General features: G+C 71.9%; 12 protein-coding genes and 1 pseudogene. 9 read left to right on the forward strand and 4 right to left on the reverse strand.

Features of this window, described 5'->3' with window-relative positions:
- The first annotated feature begins 208 nt into the window (after nt 1-208).
- From ACWD0J_RS39245 to ACWD0J_RS39255, 3 genes are all read left to right on the forward strand, one after another.
- Entirely contained in the window at nt 209-994 is a 786-nt protein-coding gene (locus ACWD0J_RS39245; RefSeq protein ID WP_451500655.1) for a class I SAM-dependent methyltransferase, read from the forward strand.
- A gap of 251 nt (nt 995-1,245) precedes the next feature.
- Nucleotides 1,246-2,355 carry an NlpC/P60 family protein gene (locus ACWD0J_RS39250; RefSeq protein WP_451500656.1) on the forward strand — a complete coding sequence of 370 codons (1,110 nt, stop codon included), beginning with the start codon at nt 1,246-1,248 and terminating at the stop codon, nt 2,353-2,355.
- Nucleotides 2,356-2,612: 257 nt separating this feature from the next.
- The gene (locus ACWD0J_RS39255) at nt 2,613-4,124 is read left to right on the forward strand and encodes a PP2C family protein-serine/threonine phosphatase (protein ID WP_451500657.1); all 1,512 of its coding nucleotides are present in this window, start codon (nt 2,613-2,615) and stop codon (nt 4,122-4,124) included.
- A gap of 365 nt (nt 4,125-4,489) precedes the next feature.
- Here the strand turns inward: ACWD0J_RS39255 and ACWD0J_RS39260 are convergent, their stop codons facing one another.
- The 3 genes from ACWD0J_RS39260 to ACWD0J_RS39270 all read right to left on the reverse strand — a co-directional run bounded on the left by ACWD0J_RS39260 (nt 4,490) and on the right by ACWD0J_RS39270 (nt 6,247).
- Complete coding sequence (locus tag ACWD0J_RS39260) at nt 4,490-4,825, reverse strand: DUF2516 family protein (RefSeq protein WP_286066390.1); 336 nt, start codon at nt 4,823-4,825, stop codon at nt 4,490-4,492.
- Nucleotides 4,826-4,956: 131 nt separating this feature from the next.
- Nucleotides 4,957-5,583 carry a hypothetical protein gene (locus tag ACWD0J_RS39265; RefSeq protein WP_451500658.1) on the reverse strand — a complete coding sequence of 209 codons (627 nt, stop codon included), beginning with the start codon at nt 5,581-5,583 and terminating at the stop codon, nt 4,957-4,959.
- 76 nt (nt 5,584-5,659) lie between these two features.
- Nucleotides 5,660-6,247 (reverse strand): helix-turn-helix domain-containing protein, encoded by a 588-nt coding sequence (locus ACWD0J_RS39270; RefSeq protein WP_451500659.1) that lies wholly within the window; start codon nt 6,245-6,247, stop codon nt 5,660-5,662.
- A gap of 456 nt (nt 6,248-6,703) precedes the next feature.
- On the opposite strand from ACWD0J_RS39270, the gene ACWD0J_RS39275 reads away from it, so the two are divergent.
- From ACWD0J_RS39275 to ACWD0J_RS39300, 6 genes are all read left to right on the forward strand, one after another.
- Complete coding sequence (locus ACWD0J_RS39275) at nt 6,704-7,171, forward strand: GntR family transcriptional regulator (protein ID WP_451500660.1); 468 nt, start codon at nt 6,704-6,706, stop codon at nt 7,169-7,171.
- A gap of 4 nt (nt 7,172-7,175) precedes the next feature.
- Nucleotides 7,176-8,108: an ABC transporter ATP-binding protein gene (locus ACWD0J_RS39280; RefSeq protein WP_451500665.1), complete on the forward strand. Its 933-nt coding sequence runs from the start codon at nt 7,176-7,178 to the stop codon at nt 8,106-8,108.
- The gene (locus ACWD0J_RS39285; protein WP_451500661.1) at nt 8,105-9,196 is read left to right on the forward strand and encodes an ABC transporter permease; all 1,092 of its coding nucleotides are present in this window, start codon (nt 8,105-8,107) and stop codon (nt 9,194-9,196) included. The genes ACWD0J_RS39280 and ACWD0J_RS39285 overlap by 4 nt, the downstream gene beginning before the upstream one ends.
- A 158-nt stretch (nt 9,197-9,354) precedes the next feature.
- Nucleotides 9,355-12,681, forward strand: a complete 3,327-nt coding sequence (locus ACWD0J_RS39290; RefSeq protein WP_451500662.1) for a S8 family peptidase — start codon at nt 9,355-9,357, stop codon at nt 12,679-12,681.
- 182 nt (nt 12,682-12,863) lie between these two features.
- The gene (locus tag ACWD0J_RS39295) at nt 12,864-13,718 is read left to right on the forward strand and encodes an alpha/beta fold hydrolase (RefSeq protein WP_451500663.1); all 855 of its coding nucleotides are present in this window, start codon (nt 12,864-12,866) and stop codon (nt 13,716-13,718) included.
- A gap of 187 nt (nt 13,719-13,905) precedes the next feature.
- Nucleotides 13,906-14,721, forward strand: coding sequence for a sulfite exporter TauE/SafE family protein (locus ACWD0J_RS39300; RefSeq protein ID WP_451500664.1), 816 nt, complete (start codon nt 13,906-13,908; stop codon nt 14,719-14,721).
- Between the two features lie 313 nt (nt 14,722-15,034).
- Here ACWD0J_RS39300 and ACWD0J_RS39305 read toward each other — a convergent pair.
- A pseudogene (locus ACWD0J_RS39305) lies at nt 15,035-15,229 on the reverse strand (ABC transporter permease); the annotation flags it as partial.

A 15,229-nucleotide genomic window follows, 5' to 3' on the forward strand; every position in this document is an offset into this window, starting at 1 on the left:
GGCCGGGCCGTTTGGCGCTCCCGTGCGGCGCTCCCGGGTGCCGGCCGGGCCGTTTGGCGCTCCCGTGCGGCGCTCCCGGGTGCCGGCCGGTCCCCGTGCGGCGCTCCCGTGTGCTGCTTCCGGATGCCCGCATACCCTCGTACGCATGACAGCCCGCTCAGCGACCCTCCCTCACTCCCGGCTTCGCTCGAGCGGGGGGACCTCCATCGTGGGAACGGTGACGCGCGGGACGACCAATCCCAACCGGCTGCGCCGTATGGACCGGTGGATCGCGGCGGCGCACGGGGCCGAGCTGCGGCGCGCCGCCGATCCCGTCGCCGTGGACCTCGGGTACGGTGCCGCGCCCTGGACGGCCGTCGAACTGCTCGCCCGCCTGCGCGGACAAGCGCCCCGCGCGCGCGTGGTCGGCGTCGAGATCGAACCGGCGCGGGTCGCGGCGGCGCGACCGTACGAGCGGGACGGGCTCGCCTTCCGGCACGGCGGCTTCGAGATTCCGGTCCCCGGCCGGCCGTGGCTGATCCGTGCCGCCAACGTCCTGCGCCAGTACGACGAGGGCGATGTCGCCGCGGTGTGGGAGCGGCTGTGTTCCCGTCTCGCCCCGGCCGCCGGGGGCTCCCAGGGCGGACTGCTCGTCGAGGGGACCTGTGACGAGATCGGGCGCCGGCACGTGTGGGTGGCGCTCGGCCCGGAGGGACCGCGCTCGGTGACCTTCGCGACCCGGCTGGGTTCCCTGGAGCGCCCCTCCGACCTCGCCGAGCGCCTGCCGAAGGCACTCATCCACCGCAACGTCCCCGGCGAACCGGTGCACGCCTTCCTGCGCGACTTCGACCGCGCCTGGGCCGCCGCCGCGCCCTACGCGTCCTACGGCGCCCGCCAGCGCTGGATCCGTGCGGTACGGGACCTCGCGGCCGACTGGCCGGTGACGGACGGGCCGGTGCGGTGGCGGCAGGGCGAGGTGACGGTGACGTGGGGGGCGCTGGCGCCCCGGGGGTGACTGCGGCGCCCGCCTTGAGGGGAGGAACCCGTTCTCCGGCAGGGCCTCTGACGTGCGGGGAACGATCTCCGTGAGTCGTTCGTCACACAGACGGGGAGATCGTCATGCCGGGGGTGGAAAGGGGGGAAACACCGACTCGCACTGACTCTGCCGACGTGCGGGACGACCTCTGTCGTTCAGCACACATACGTGGCACGATCCCCCAGGCATCCGTAAGTTACTGACGGTAAATCAGCTGTGGGGGCAGGGCTATGGGAGCGGGCAAGCGCGGGCTGATCACAGCGGCCGTGACCGTCGTCTGCGCGGTCACCGTGCTGACGGCGCCGGGCACGGCGTTCGCCGCCCCGCCCCCCACGCCGTCCCCCAGCACCACGCCGGGGTCCCCGACCGCCGCGACTGCCACAACCGCCACGACTGCCGCCACCGACAAGGATCTTGAGGCCGTACGCAAGAAGCTGGACGACCTCTATCACGACGCGGCCGTCGCCACCGACGCGTACAACGACGCCGGGGAGAAGGCCGAGCGGCAGTCGGCCGAGATCGTCGCCCTGGCCAAGAAGATCGTCCAGGGCAAGGAGAAGCTGGACCGGCTGAAGGACCGCGCGGGGGCCGCGGCCCGCGCCCAGTACCGCGGCGGCGGACTGCCGGACGAGGCGCACCTGATGCTCAGCGACGACCCGCGGGAGTTCCTCGACGGCGCGGGCCGGGTGCTCCAGGGCCAGCGCGCCACGAAGGCCGTCATCGAGGAGATGACCCGCACCCAGCAGGACTTGGAGCAGTACTCCCAGGACGCCTCCGCCCAGTGGACGAAGCTGGAGGCGGGCCGCAAGGCCAAGGCCGCCGCGAAGAAGAAGATCACGCGGCAGATCGCGGCGGCCGAGAAGCTCGAGTCCCAGCTGGAGAAGGAGGAGAAGGAGCGCCTCGCCGAGCTGGAGCGGGCGGCCGCGCTCAAGGCGCAGACCGCGTGGCTGGACTCCGGGGTTCTCGACCAGGTCACCGGCGAGGCCAGCGCCCAGGGCAAGAAGGCGGTGGAGTTCGCCACGGCCCAGACGGGCAAGCCGTACGCCTGGGGCGCCGAGGGCCCGGACACGTACGACTGCTCCGGTCTGACCTCACAGGCCTGGGCGAGCGCCGGCAGTCCCATCCCGCGCACCTCGCAGCAGCAGTGGCGACAGCTCCAGCGCGTCGCCGTCGAGGACATGCGCCCCGGCGACCTGATCATCTACTTCGACGACGCCAGCCATGTCGGGATGTACGTGGGCGACGGCGCGATCGTGCACGCCCCGCGGCCGGGGCGGACGGTGACGATCGCGGGGGCGGGGTCCATGCCGATACTCGGGGTGGTGCGGCCGGGCGCCTGACGCGTGAACCGGGTCACGTGACCTGGCCCACGTCCGGATGGCCGCCAAACCCCTCACGGACGTGACCTTCGTCATCCCGGGCGGACCGGCGACGTGTCCAACTGCGGTACGGATCGCGGCATATGACAGTGGCGCGCGGCCATCCGGGGTGCCGCACACCATTCCGTTGCGGCGCCGACTACCGCTATGGTCCCCGTCGGTAGGTCGAGGACCCTCGCCCTGCCGTGCCCTCGGGGGGAGGGAAGGAACCCAAGACGATGCCCGTACCCGTACCGCGGCAGAGAGCGATCCCGGCCGTGGAGAGTGGTCAGGCGCAGGCCGCGTCCTCAGGCTCCGGCCCCTCGAAGGCGGAGGCCCCGCGCGAGGCGGCCCCGGCCGGAAACACCGCCACCGGGCCCACCGGCCGCGGCGGCGCGACCGGCACGGCCGGTACGCCGGACACCTCCGGTACCAACGATACGGCCGGCACCCCCGGCACCCCCGGCCACGCCGACCACCTCGGCCACGTCGGCCAGACCGCCACCGTCGGCCAGACCGCCACCGCCGGCAGAGCCTCCGGCAGGCCAGCGCCCGCCGCCGGCTCCCTCTCCCCCACCGGCACCAGCCTCACACTGCTGGTGATCGAGGACGACCCCGGCGGCTCCACGGTCATGCCCGAGCTGCTGGACTCGGCCGGCAAGCCGATCCGCGTACGCACGGCCCGCAACCTCACCGAGGCCGAGCGGCTGCTCACCGACGACGTCCACTGCATCCTGCTGGACCTGGCGCTGCCCGCCCCCGGCCGGACCGAGAACGACGACGAGCTCGCCGTACTGCGGCACGTGCTGGAGCTCGCGCCCCGGCACGCCGTCCTCGTGCTGACGGCGTCCGGCGACGCCGAGCGCGGCGCGGAGGCGGTGCGGGTGGGCGCCCAGGACTACCTCTTCCGGGACGAGCTGGACGGCCGGCTGCTGAGCCGGGCGATCCGCTACGCGGTGGAGCGCAAGCGTTCCGACACGGCCGAGCGGCGGCTCGCCGAGGGCCGGATGCGCGCCCAGGAGAACCGTCGCCTGGAACGCGGTCTGCTGCCCACGCCCCTCCTGGAGGGGTCCTCACTCCGCTTCGCCGCCCGTTACCGCCCCGGCCGTTCGCGTGCCCTGCTCGGCGGCGACTTCTACGACACCGTCCGCACCCCGGACGGCACGGTCCACGCCATGATCGGCGACGTCTGCGGGCACGGCCCGGACGAGGCGGCGCTCGGCGTGGAGCTGCGCATCGCCTGGCGCGCGCTGACCCTGGCGGGCCTGTGCGGCGACGCGCTGCTCGGCACGCTCCAGCAGGTCCTGGAGCACGAACGCTCCGACGACGAGATCTTCGCGACGCTGTGCACGGTGGACATCGCGCCCGACGGCCGCCGCGCGGGCCTGTGCCTGGCCGGACACCCGGCCCCGCTGGTCGCCCGCCCGGGCCGGCCGGCCCGGCTCCTCCCGTACGAGAACAACGGCCCCGCCCTCGGCCTGCTCCCCGGCGCCCGCTGGCCGCGCATGCAGGTGGAGCTGGGGGCCGAGTGGAGCCTGATGCTCTACACCGACGGTCTGATCGAGGGCCATGTAGGCGCGGGCCGGGAGCGGCTCGGCCAGGACGGCATGGTGGAGATCGTCCGCCGCCAGCTCGCCGAGGGGCTGCGCGGCGAGGAGCTGCTGCAGGCCACGGTCAACGAGGTCCGCGACCTCAACGGCGGCGAGCTGACGGACGACGTGGCGGTGCTGCTGCTGGACCGGACGGGCTGAACGGAACCCCAGCGCTCCGGCTTCCGCCGCATGCCGACGGCTGGCCCGCGTCCACTGGTCCGCGACGGCTGGTCCGCGTGTGCTGCTGCGCGCCGACCGCTGCGCTGCCGTGCCCTTGGTCCGCCGGGCTGATCACGCCTGGTCCGCCGGACTGACGAGCCCTGTCCGCCGCGCCGGTCCCGCCGCATGCCGACGGCTGGCCCGCGTCGGCTGGTCCGCGCCGACTGCCGTGCTGCCGTGCCCTTGGTCCGCCCGGCTGATCACACCTGGTCCGCCGGGCCGATGAGCCCGGTCCGCCGTGCCGGTTCCGCCCGCGCGGCGGAGGGGCCGCACCGACGCGGCCCCGCGCCCCTCGGGGCGACGCGTCAGCGCCCGCCGTTGTACGGCCCGTAGGGGCCGTCGCTGCTGGAGCCGCCGCGCCGGCTGCGGCCACCGCCCGGCAGACCACGCAGGGCCGGCCGTACGTCGACCATGTACACGATCGTCGCGATGAGGCCGATGATCGGCAGGAACGACAGGATGTTGAAGATCAGGTTCACCACGAAGGCGAGCCCGAGGATGACCAGCCAGAAGGGCTTGGTCTTCTTGTCGGCCGCGCGGTAGGCGTCCTCACGCCGCGTGGCGGCGTCGATCAGCGCGAAGCCGCTGAAAAGGATCAGGGCCATGCTCAGCAGCCACATGAACCCGGCGAATCCCTGCATCAGCACTACGTCCACCACCAGACTCGGCTCGTCGTCACGCGGTCACCGTACCCGTTCCCGCGACTCCGCTACCCGAAGAACGGGCCGGGCACCCTGAGAGTGCCCGGCCCGTACGCGTACCGCCGCTGTGCCTACTTCGCGGGCGGCGTGGTCTTCTTGGCGGCGGGGGCCTTGCGGGCCGGGGCCTTCTTCGCGACGGGCTTCGGCGCCGGGGCCGGCTCGGCCTTGGCCTCGGCGGGCTTCGGCTCGTCCTTGACCGCGACCGGCTGCGGCTTCGGCTCGGCGTTCGGCTCGACGGCGATCGCCAGTTCCTCGATCTCCTCGGCGGCCTCGCCGCGCCAGGTCCGCACGGTCTGCTCGCCGCGCTCGGCGACCTTCTCGTAGGTCTCGCGGGCCTTGACGGCGTACTCGGCGGCGACGCCCACACTGCGCAGGGCGAAGTCCTGGGCGGTCTCGCCGAGCTTCTTCAGGTCACCGTCGAGGGTGCCGATGAACTCGCCGACCTTGACCTGGAGGGTCTCCTGAGCCTCCTTGGCCTTGGCGCTGGCCTCCTTGGCACGCGTCTGGGCCTTCTCCTGCACGGCCTTCGGGTCGGTGTTGCGCACGGCCTCGATCCGCGCCGGGGCCTCGGCCCGCAGCTGCTCCACCAGACCGGGAACCTTCTTGGCCTGCTGAAGAGCCAGGTCGGCGGTGCCGGCGGCGAAGTAGAGCGGAGTCGGGTTGCTGAGGGTCTTGCGCAGGTCGTCGGTGATGGCCATGGTGATGGTCCTCCCGGATTCGCTTTCGGCTGAGGGTTTGTGGTCCGCAGTCAGACGGTCGGTGCCCTGGTCCGGCTCAACTGGCCGTCTGCTGCGGGCCGGCGTCACTGCCGCCGGTCGTGCGGGTACGACGGGAGGACCGGGGTCCGTCCGCCGTGCGGGCCGCCCGTACGGCGGGGTCGCCGTCCTGGGTGCCCAAGTTCGCGTCACTCACAGCATCCTCGCTGAGAGCGGCGGCGTCGGTGGGTACATCCGGCGGGTCGGCGCGGTCGGTACCGTCCTCGTGGTCCGCGTCGTCGATCCCGAACCCGTTCTCCTTGCGGAAGGACTCGTAGATCTGGAGCAGCACCTGCTTCTGCCGGTCGTTCAGCGTGGGGTCGGCGAGGAGGACGGCGCGTGTCGCGCCTTCCCGGAGGCGCTCCTCCCCGTCCCGCTCGGCGTCGAGGATCCCGGCCCGCACGTACAGCGTCTCGGCGGAGATCCGCAGCGCCTTGGCGACCTGCTGCAACACCTCCGCGCTCGGCTTGCGCAGCCCGCGCTCGATCTGGCTCAGATACGGATTGGACACCCCGGCGGCGTCGGCGAGCTGCCGCAGCGACAGCTGCGCGTTGCGCCGCTGCTCGCGCAGGTACTCACCGAGATTGCCGACGTTGAGTGATGCCATGCCTCCACCTTGCACCACCCCCGCTAACTATTGCAAGCAGGCGCTTGCAAAAGTGTGTAGCGGGACTTGCCCGGAGTTGAGTGAGACGCACTGGCGAAACGTGTCTCACCCGGCTCCGGGCACCTCACGTCATCGCGGCACGGGTGACCGCACCACGAGACCACCGCCCGTCGACCACCGCCCGTCGACCACCGCCCGTCACCGGTCCGAACATCGCTCAATGCGGGGATGCAGAACTCCGTGATCACGGCGTCAGGCGCACTCTCAGCGGCGCTCACCGGTCTCTCCGGCGCGCTCTGGGCGACCGTCAGCAACCAACGAAAGCAGCAACAGGCACAGCGCGACGCCTGGAAAAAGACGGTCAGCGCACCTCCCACCCGCTTGTCCTCGTCCCCGGTCGGCATTGACAACCGCCCTCACCCCCCTCCACCATCATTCCACTAATCAAGTAGTGGAATGATGGTGGTGATCGTGGAGTACCGCATCGACAGGCGGAGCGGGGTCCCCGCCTTCCAGCAGATCGTGCAGCAGACCAAGCAGGCCCTCCGGCTGGGCGTCCTCGTGCCGGGTGACCGGCTGCCCACCGCCAAGGAGGTCGCCGCGACCAGCACGGTCAACCCGAACACCACCCTCAAGGCGTACCGCGAGCTGGAGCGCGAGGGCCTGGTCGAACCGCGACCGGGCCAGGGCACCTTCGTACGCCGCACGCTGGGCCGCCCCGAGACGGGCACCGACTCGCCGCTGTACGCGGAGCTGGTGGCGTGGATGTCGAAGGCGGCCGGGGCCGGTCTGGAGCAGGAGGACGTGGCCGCGCTGGTCGCGTCGGCGATGGAGAAGCAGTACGCCGCCGGGAACGTGGCGGCAACGGGGTCCACGACAACGGGGTCCACGGGGGCCACGACAACCAGGAGCACAGGTGAGTGAAGGTATGTACGCGGGGGAACCGGCTATCGAGGCGTACGGGCTGGGGATGCGCTACCGGCGGGGCTGGGCGTTGCGGGACTGCTCCTTCCGGCTCCCGGCGGGACGGATCTGCGGCCTGGTGGGACCCAACGGGGCGGGCAAGACCACGCTGCTGAGCATCGCGGCCCATGTCCTGCAGCCGACGAACGGCTCGATCAGCCTGTTCGGTGAGGCTCCGGGCTCGGTGGAGTCCGGTCGGCGCACAGCGTTCCTCGCCCAGGAGAAGCCCCTGTTCCGCCGCTTCACCGTGGCGGAGACCCTGCGTCTGGGCCGGGAGCTGAACCCCGGCTGGGACCAGCGTGCCGCCGAGGACATCATCCGCGCGGGCAACGTGCCCTTCGACGCGAAGATCAGCACCCTCTCCGGAGGCCAGCGCACCCGCGTCGCCATCGCCCTCGCCTTCGGAAAGCGCCCCGACCTGCTGATGCTCGACGAGCCGATGTCGGACCTCGATCCGGTCGTGCGCCACGAGATCATGGGCACCCTCCTCGCCGAGGCCGCCGAGCGCGGAACCACCGTGCTGATGTCCACCCACGTCCTGGCCGAACTGGAGAACGTGTGCGACTACCTCGTCGTCGTCTCCGGCGGCGGAGTGCGCCTCGCCGGTGACGTGGACGAGCTGATGTCCGTGCACACCCTGGTCACGGGTGCCAAGGAGGGTGACGGCATGCCTCCCGCCCTCGGGCGCCACACCCTCGTCGAGTCCCGGACCAGCGGACGGCAGTTCACCGCGCTCATCCGCCCCGAGGGCCCGGTCACCGGCCCCTGGGACATGAACGCCCCGAACATGGAGGAACTCCTGCTCGCCTATCTCCGCTCGCCCGACGCACCACCGCTGATCACCCCCACCGCACAGGTCCACGGCCAGGGGTTCGGCACCGGGGCGGTGGCGGCATGAGCACCTTCACCCGCAGCTCGACCAGCACCTCGACCGGCTCCACGAGCGACGGCAAGAACGGGACCATGAACGGGACCATGGACGGGACCACCGACGGGACCTTGAACGCGACCACCACGCAGGCCAACCGGCGCCCCCGACTCAGCGGTATGACCTGGCTGGTCTGGCGCCAGCACCGGGCCGCGTTCTGGACGATCCTCGCCGCCACCGCGCTCTCCGTGGCCTGGATCGTCTACCAGCGCGGCCAGCTGGTCGACTTCCTCGACGGTTACGGCTATCCCGGCAAGAGCCTCGACGAGGCGGGCGGCAGGTTCCAGCAGTACGTCGACGCGTTCTCCTTCGTCTCCATGGGTCTCCAGGCGATACCCATCCTGCTCGGTGTCTTCCTCGGCGCCCCGCTCATCGCGGGCGACCTGGAGAACGGCACCGCCAAGCTGGTCGCCGCCCAGTCCGTGAGCCGGACCCGCTGGCTCGCCACGAAGCTGGCGCTGGCCGGACTGGTGGCCGTGGTGAGCACGGGCGTGTTGTCGGCGGTGTTCGGCTGGTGGTGGAACCCCGTCAAGTCCGAGGTCAGGGTCATGGACTGGACCTCGGTCGCCGCGTTCAACACGACGGGCCCGGTGCCTGTCGCCCTCTCCCTCTTCTCCGTCTTCGGCGGGGTGGCGATCGGTGTGGTGCTGCGGCGCACGCTGACGGCCATGGTGGTCACCTTCGGTTTCACCGTCGTCCTCCAGCTCGTCTGGGGCTACTTCCTGCTGTCGCTCGGCAACGTCGTCACGGTCACGACGAACAAGGGGGTCACGGGCGAGAACGTGTCCCCGTCGCTCCCCCAGGGCGCCTACGAAATCGACCAGTCGTATCTCACCGGCAGCGGGGATCTGGTGGGCTGGGGCACCTGTTCGGGGTCGCAGACCGAAGCGGCACGGCAGGTGTGCCTGGACAAGGCCGATGTCGTGGGCTGGTCGGTGGATTACCTCCCGATGTCGCAGATGAACGGTATGCAGTGGTTCGGGGCGTCGATTCTGTTCGCCCTGACCGCCGGTGTCGTGGCGTTCCTCTTCTTCTGGGGTCGTAAGCGGCTCGTCTGAGTCCGTACGCCCCGCGCCCCTTTGCGAAGGCGCGCCTCTTTCCCCCTCTGTTTCTTTGTCCCGTCCGCCGGGCTGCTCCGCCATGCCCGAAGGTCCGGAGAGAAAGGCATGCCTTGAATCACCGTGAGAGGCGAGCGAGTGAGGCTTCCGCTCTCGCCGTGCTCGTCGCCGCCGCCCTTGCCGCGGCCCTGCTCGGTGCCCCGGAATCCGGGGCCGCACAGTCCGCCGGCGGTACGGCAGGTACGGCAGGTACGGCCGGCGCCCTCGGCAAGGCCAGGACAGTCACCCTCGTCACCGGCGATCGGGTCACCCTGGACGCCACCGGACAGGTCACCGGTGTGCGGCCCGGCAAGGGTCGGGAAGGCACCGCCTTCCGAATAGCGCGGGACGCCGACCGCACCTACGTCGTGCCGCGTGATGCCGAGCGGCTCCTCGCGAACGGCACCGCCGACAGGCGGCTGTTCGACGTGACGCAGCTGGTCGAGTGGGGTTACGACGACGCGGCCCGCCCCGACCTCCCGCTGATCGTGACGTACGCCAAGGGCCGCACCCTCGCGCCGAGCGCGCTGTCCGCCGCTGGAGCCCGGGTCAGCCGGGACCTGTCCAGCGTCAACGGGGACGCGCTGAAGGCCCGTAAGTCCGAGGGCGCCGAGCTGTGGGAGGCGCTCACCGGGAGCGGGGGGACGGCGCGGGAGAGGTCGGCCGCCGCCGACCGGGTCGAGAGGATCTGGCTCGACGGGAAGGTCGAGGCGGCCCTCGACCGGAGCACCGCCCAGATCGGCGCCCCCGAGGCCTGGGCAGCCGGGTACGACGGCACGGGCGTCAAGGTCGCCGTGCTGGACACCGGGGTCGACGGCACGCACCCGGATCTGAAGGGCCGTATCGACGCGGCGAAGAACTTCTCCGAGGCGGCGGACACCGTCGACCGGGTGGGTCACGGCACGCATGTGGCGTCCACGGTCGCGGGGTCCGGCGCGCACGCCGGGGGGAAGTACCAGGGGGTCGCGCCGGGCGCCCGGCTGATCAGCGGCAAGGTGCTCGACGACGGCGGCCACGGCGAGGAGTCCGGCGTCATCGCCGGTGCGCAGTGGGCCGTCGCGCAGGGCGCCGAGGTGGTCAACCTGAGCCTGGGCGGCCCCGACAGCCCCGGTGACGACCCCCTCGAACAGGCGGTGGACGAGCTGTCCGCCTCCTCCGGCGCCCTCTTCGTGATCGCCGCCGGCAACGAGGGCCCCGCCGCCGGCACCGTCGGTTCGCCGGGCAGCGCCGCCGCCGCGCTCACCGTGGGCGCGGTGGACCGCACCGACGCGATGGCCGATTTCTCCAGCCGAGGCCCGACGGCGGACGGTTCCCTCAAGCCCGACCTCACCGCCCCCGGCGTCGACATCGTCGCCGCGAAGGCCGCCGAGGGCACGGAGGGCGACCCGGCCGCCGACGGCTACGTCTCGATGAGCGGTACGTCGATGGCGACCCCGCATGTCGCGGGCGCCGCCGCGATCCTCGCCCAGCGCCACCCCGACTGGACCGGTGAGCGCATCAAGGCCGCGCTCACCGCGTCCGCCAAGCCGACCGCCGGTGTCTCGGCGTTCGCGCAGGGCACGGGCCGTACGGACCTCACGCGAGCCCTCGACCAGCAGCTCACCACCAACCCGGCCGCCCTCGGCTTCCCCGCCCGGCAGTGGCCGCACACCGACGACCAGCCGGCCACGAAGACGGTCACCTACCGCAACGACGGCGACCGCCCCCTCACCCTCGACCTGAGCACCGAGGCGTACGGCGAGGACGGAAAGCCCGCCGCCGAGGGCATGTTCGAGGTCTCGCCGAAGCAGCTCACGGTTGCGGCGGGCGCCACCGCGACCGCCCAGGTCACCGCCGACAGCGGCGCGGGCACGGCCGACGGCTCCTTCGGCGGCGCGCTCACCGCGACGGACGGCGCGGGGACGACCGTACGGACCGGCATCGGCGTACACCGCGAGGTCGAGTCGTACGACCTGACGGTCAAGCACCTCGACCTGCGGGGCAGGACCGCCACCCGTTCGCAGACCGGGGTGCAGGGCCTGGACAACGAGATCTGGCAGGACTACTCCGACGACACGGACGGCGAGTTCACCGTACGGCTACCCAAGGGGCGTTACAGCCTCGAAGGCCGGATCGACACGGGCGCGACCCCCGACGCCGACTCCGGGGAGCTGGCCCTCCTGCTCAACCCGAAGTTCTCGCTCACCCGTGACACCACCCTCGTCATGGACGCCCGCGAGGCCAAGCCGATCCGGATCACCGTGCCGGACAGCAGGGCCAAGCACACCGACGCCACCCTCAACTACGGGTTCGACATCGGCGGGAACCGGAGCGTCTCCACGTACGACATGGGCGACTTCGGCAGGCTGCGCGTCGGTCAGTTCGGGGCCCGGCTTCCGGCGGGCGAGGCGTTCGCGCAGTACAACGGCACCTGGACGCACGGCAGTACGCACTACCGGCCGACCTGGAACCGTACCGGCGACCTGTCGGGCTTCACCGCGAACCCGAAGCGCGGCCAGTTCGCCAAGGTCACGCTCGCCGCCGGTGCGCCCGCCAGGGGCAAGACGGCGACGCTCGTCGCCGCGCCGATGACTCCGGGCGGCTCGTCGTTCGACTTCCACCTCGACACGCGCTCGCTGCCGGGCGCTTTCACCGAGTACGTCCTGCCGGGCGTGCGGTGGCGGTACTCCGTCTCGCAGGACGGCGGCAAGGACGCGGACGGCGAACCGGTGTGGGAGGCCGGCCAGTGGACCGCGAAGCCCCGCTCCTACAGCGCGGGCAAGCAGTACACCGAGCGCTTCAACACCGGCGTCTTCGGCCCGCACCTCACCGGCCCGCTGACGGACGGCGCGGACCGCCCCGGCGCGGTCCGCGTCGGCGACACCTTCCTCGCCTACCTCCCCCTCTTCTCCGACGGCGCCGGCCATATCGGCGACTCCCGGTACAGCAGGGCCAGGAGCACCCTGTACGCGGGCGGCACGCGGGTCTTCGCCGTGGACACGCCGCTGACCGGCATCTCGTACGAACTCCCCGCTGCCAAGCGCTCGTTCCGTCTCACCACGGACGTCTCCCGCCCCACCACGCTGTCCTCGGTCAGCACCCGGGTCACCGCCGAGTGGACCTTCACCTCCGCGCACGTCACCGGTGTCGGGCAGCGGCTGCCGCTGTCGGTGGTCCGCTTCACGCCCCGGCTGTCCACGGAGAGCACGGCCAAGGCGGGTACGCGTTTCTCCGTCCCGTTCACGGTCGAGGGCGCGGCCACCGCGCGCACCGCCCGCAAGTTGGCCTTCTCCGTCTCGTACGACGACGGCCGGACCTGGCACCCGGCGAAGGCGGCCGACGGCAAGCGCCTCGACCTGCGTCACCCGGCGAAGGCGGGCGCGGTCTCTCTGCGCGTGACGCTCACGGACGCGGCCGGCAACACCCTGAAGCAGACGATCCACCGGGCCTATCGGACCGTCAAGTAGGCCCCTGTACAGGTGTGTTGGCTGGACGCCCGGGTCGGCTTCGGCCGGCTCGGGCGCTCTTGCCGTGCCCGGAGTCAGCCGAGACGAACACAAGCTGAACCGTCTCATTGATCTCCGGGCACCGCAGGTCACCGACTCGCGCTACCCGGACTTGCCTGAGACAGGACATGGGAGGCTGAGGCATGCAGACTCTGCCGACATTCGTTTTCGTTCACGGGGCCTTCGCGAATTCGTTCTCGTTCGCGCCGCTGCAAGCCGAGCTCGCCTTACGTGGGCACCGCTCGGTCGCGGTCGACCTTCCGGGGCACGGATTCGAGGCGACCTTCCCCGCGGCCTACCAGGCTCCCCAGGATCTCGACGCCCTCGCCGCAGAACCGGGGAGCATCAAGGGAGTCACGCTCGCCGACAACGCCGCCCGCGTGATCGAAGTCCTCGAACGGGCCAAGCGGAACGGGCCCACCATCCTCGTCGCCCACAGCAGGGGCGGCATCACGACCACCGCCGTCGCCAACGCCCGGCCCGAGCTGATCGACCGGGTCGTTTACGTCTCCGCCTGGTGCCCCGTCGATCTGGACGTGAGCGACTACTACGCCCAGCCGGAGATGGCCGACGTCGACGCGGGAGCCTTCGCTGCCACGCTCGTCGGGAACCCGGCCGAACTCGGTCTGCTCCGGACCAACTTCCGCACCGCCGACCCGGCGGCGCTCGCCGCGTTCAAGCAAGCGTTCGCCGCCGACCTCACCGATGACGAGTTCCGGACCTTCCTGAACACCTTCCAGCCTGATGAGAACCTCGACGTCGGTACGTCCGCCGACCGGGCACAGGCCACGACCTGGGGCCGGATTCGCAGGACCTATGTGCGCCTGGCCGCCGATGCCAGCCTTCCGCTCGCCGTGCAGGACCGCATGATTCGCGAAGCCGATGCGCTCACACCCGACAACCCCTTCGACGTCCGGACACTCGAAGGGAGTCACCTGCGCTGGCTCGTCCACCCGAAGCCCGCCGCCGAGCTGCTCGCACACCTCGCAGCGCGCTGACACACCCCCGGAGGCGGCTGCCTGCGGTCGAGCGGGACAGGAGGAGCCCACTCGTCCCACTCAACCGTAGGCACCGCAGGTCAGAACCTCGCCCTGCCCACAGTTGTCCGGGACAGGACAGTTCCAGCCGGCCACCGTCGGGCCGTGCCGTAGCGGCCCGGACCCACGGCCGGTGAGAATGCCCGCCATGACCACCGGCCAGAACCTCGTCCCGCCTCGTCCGACGCACTCGGCTCTCGTGGTGTTCGGTGCGGGAGCGGCCATCGGTGTTCTGGGCGGGATGATCGGGCTGGGCGGCGCGGAGTTCCGCCTGCCGCTGCTGATCAGCCTGTTCGGGTTCGCCGCGCTCTCCGCCGTCATCCTGAACAAGGCGATGAGCCTGGTGGTGGTCGTGGTCGCGCTTCCCGCCCGCTTGGTGGTGGTGCCGGCCTCCGACGTGGCCGCGCACTGGCCTGTCGCGGTCAACCTGCTGGCCGGGAGCCTGGCGGGCGCCTGGGCCGGAGCGTCCTGGGCGGTGCGGATGCGCAGCTCCACCCTCCACAAGGTGCTGGCAGGGCTGATGGTGCTCATGGCCGCGGCCCTGCTGGTCACGCACACCACCACCCTGGGAACGCTCGCGCTGCCGCTGTGGGCGGAGGTGCCCAGCGGAGTCGTGGCCGGGTTCGCCATCGGGGTGGTCGCGGCGATCATGGGAGTGGCCGGGGGAGAGCTGCTGATCCCGACGATCGTGCTGCTGTTCGGCGTGGACATCAAGACGGCGGGAAGCCTGTCCCTGCTGGTGTCGCTGCCGACGATGCTGGTGGCCTTCGCCCGCTACAGCCGTGACGGCAGCTTCGCGGTGCTGCGCGCCAACCACCGCTTCACCCTGGTGATGGCCGGCGGCTCGATCGCCGGCGCGACGCTGGGCGGGCTGCTCCTCGGCGTGTTCTCGGACCTGGTGCTCATCCCCGTCCTGGCCGCGCTCCTGCTCGTCTCCGCGGTCAAGCTCGCCCGTCACGCCTGAGTCCGCCGAGCCGATTCGGTCCCAGCGACCGACGGCGGCGCTCGAAGCGGCCGCGGACCGCCAGGCCGGCCCGCGAGCCGGGACCCCGCCAAGTCGTTCGCCGCGGCCACCGGGACCCGCCCCGGCTGTACCCGGCGGGCGCGAGCCTGGGCGGAGGAGCGGGCCAGGGCAGTGACTGCGCGCGGCTGCCGCGCCTCCGCTGTCCGGCAGGCGGCCCGGCATGGCGGTGGGGCGGCGTATGCCGACGCGGTGTCGGAGTACGCCGCCCTGGGGCGGGAGGGGTTGTGGGGGGCGGTCCGTGCGGTGGTGGGGGTTACTTCGGGTCGCGGTTGAACAGGGTGGTGGACCAGCGGTAGCCGAGGGCGGTCAGGGCCAGGCACCAGGTGAGGGCGAGCCAGCCGTTGTGGCCGATCTCGGTGCCCAGGAGCAGGCCGCGCAGGGTTTCGATGGCGGGGGTGAAGGGCTGGTATTCGGCGATGGGCTGGAACCAGCCCGGCATCGTGTCGGC

It is taken from the genome of Streptomyces sp. NPDC003011, from assembly GCF_053591515.1.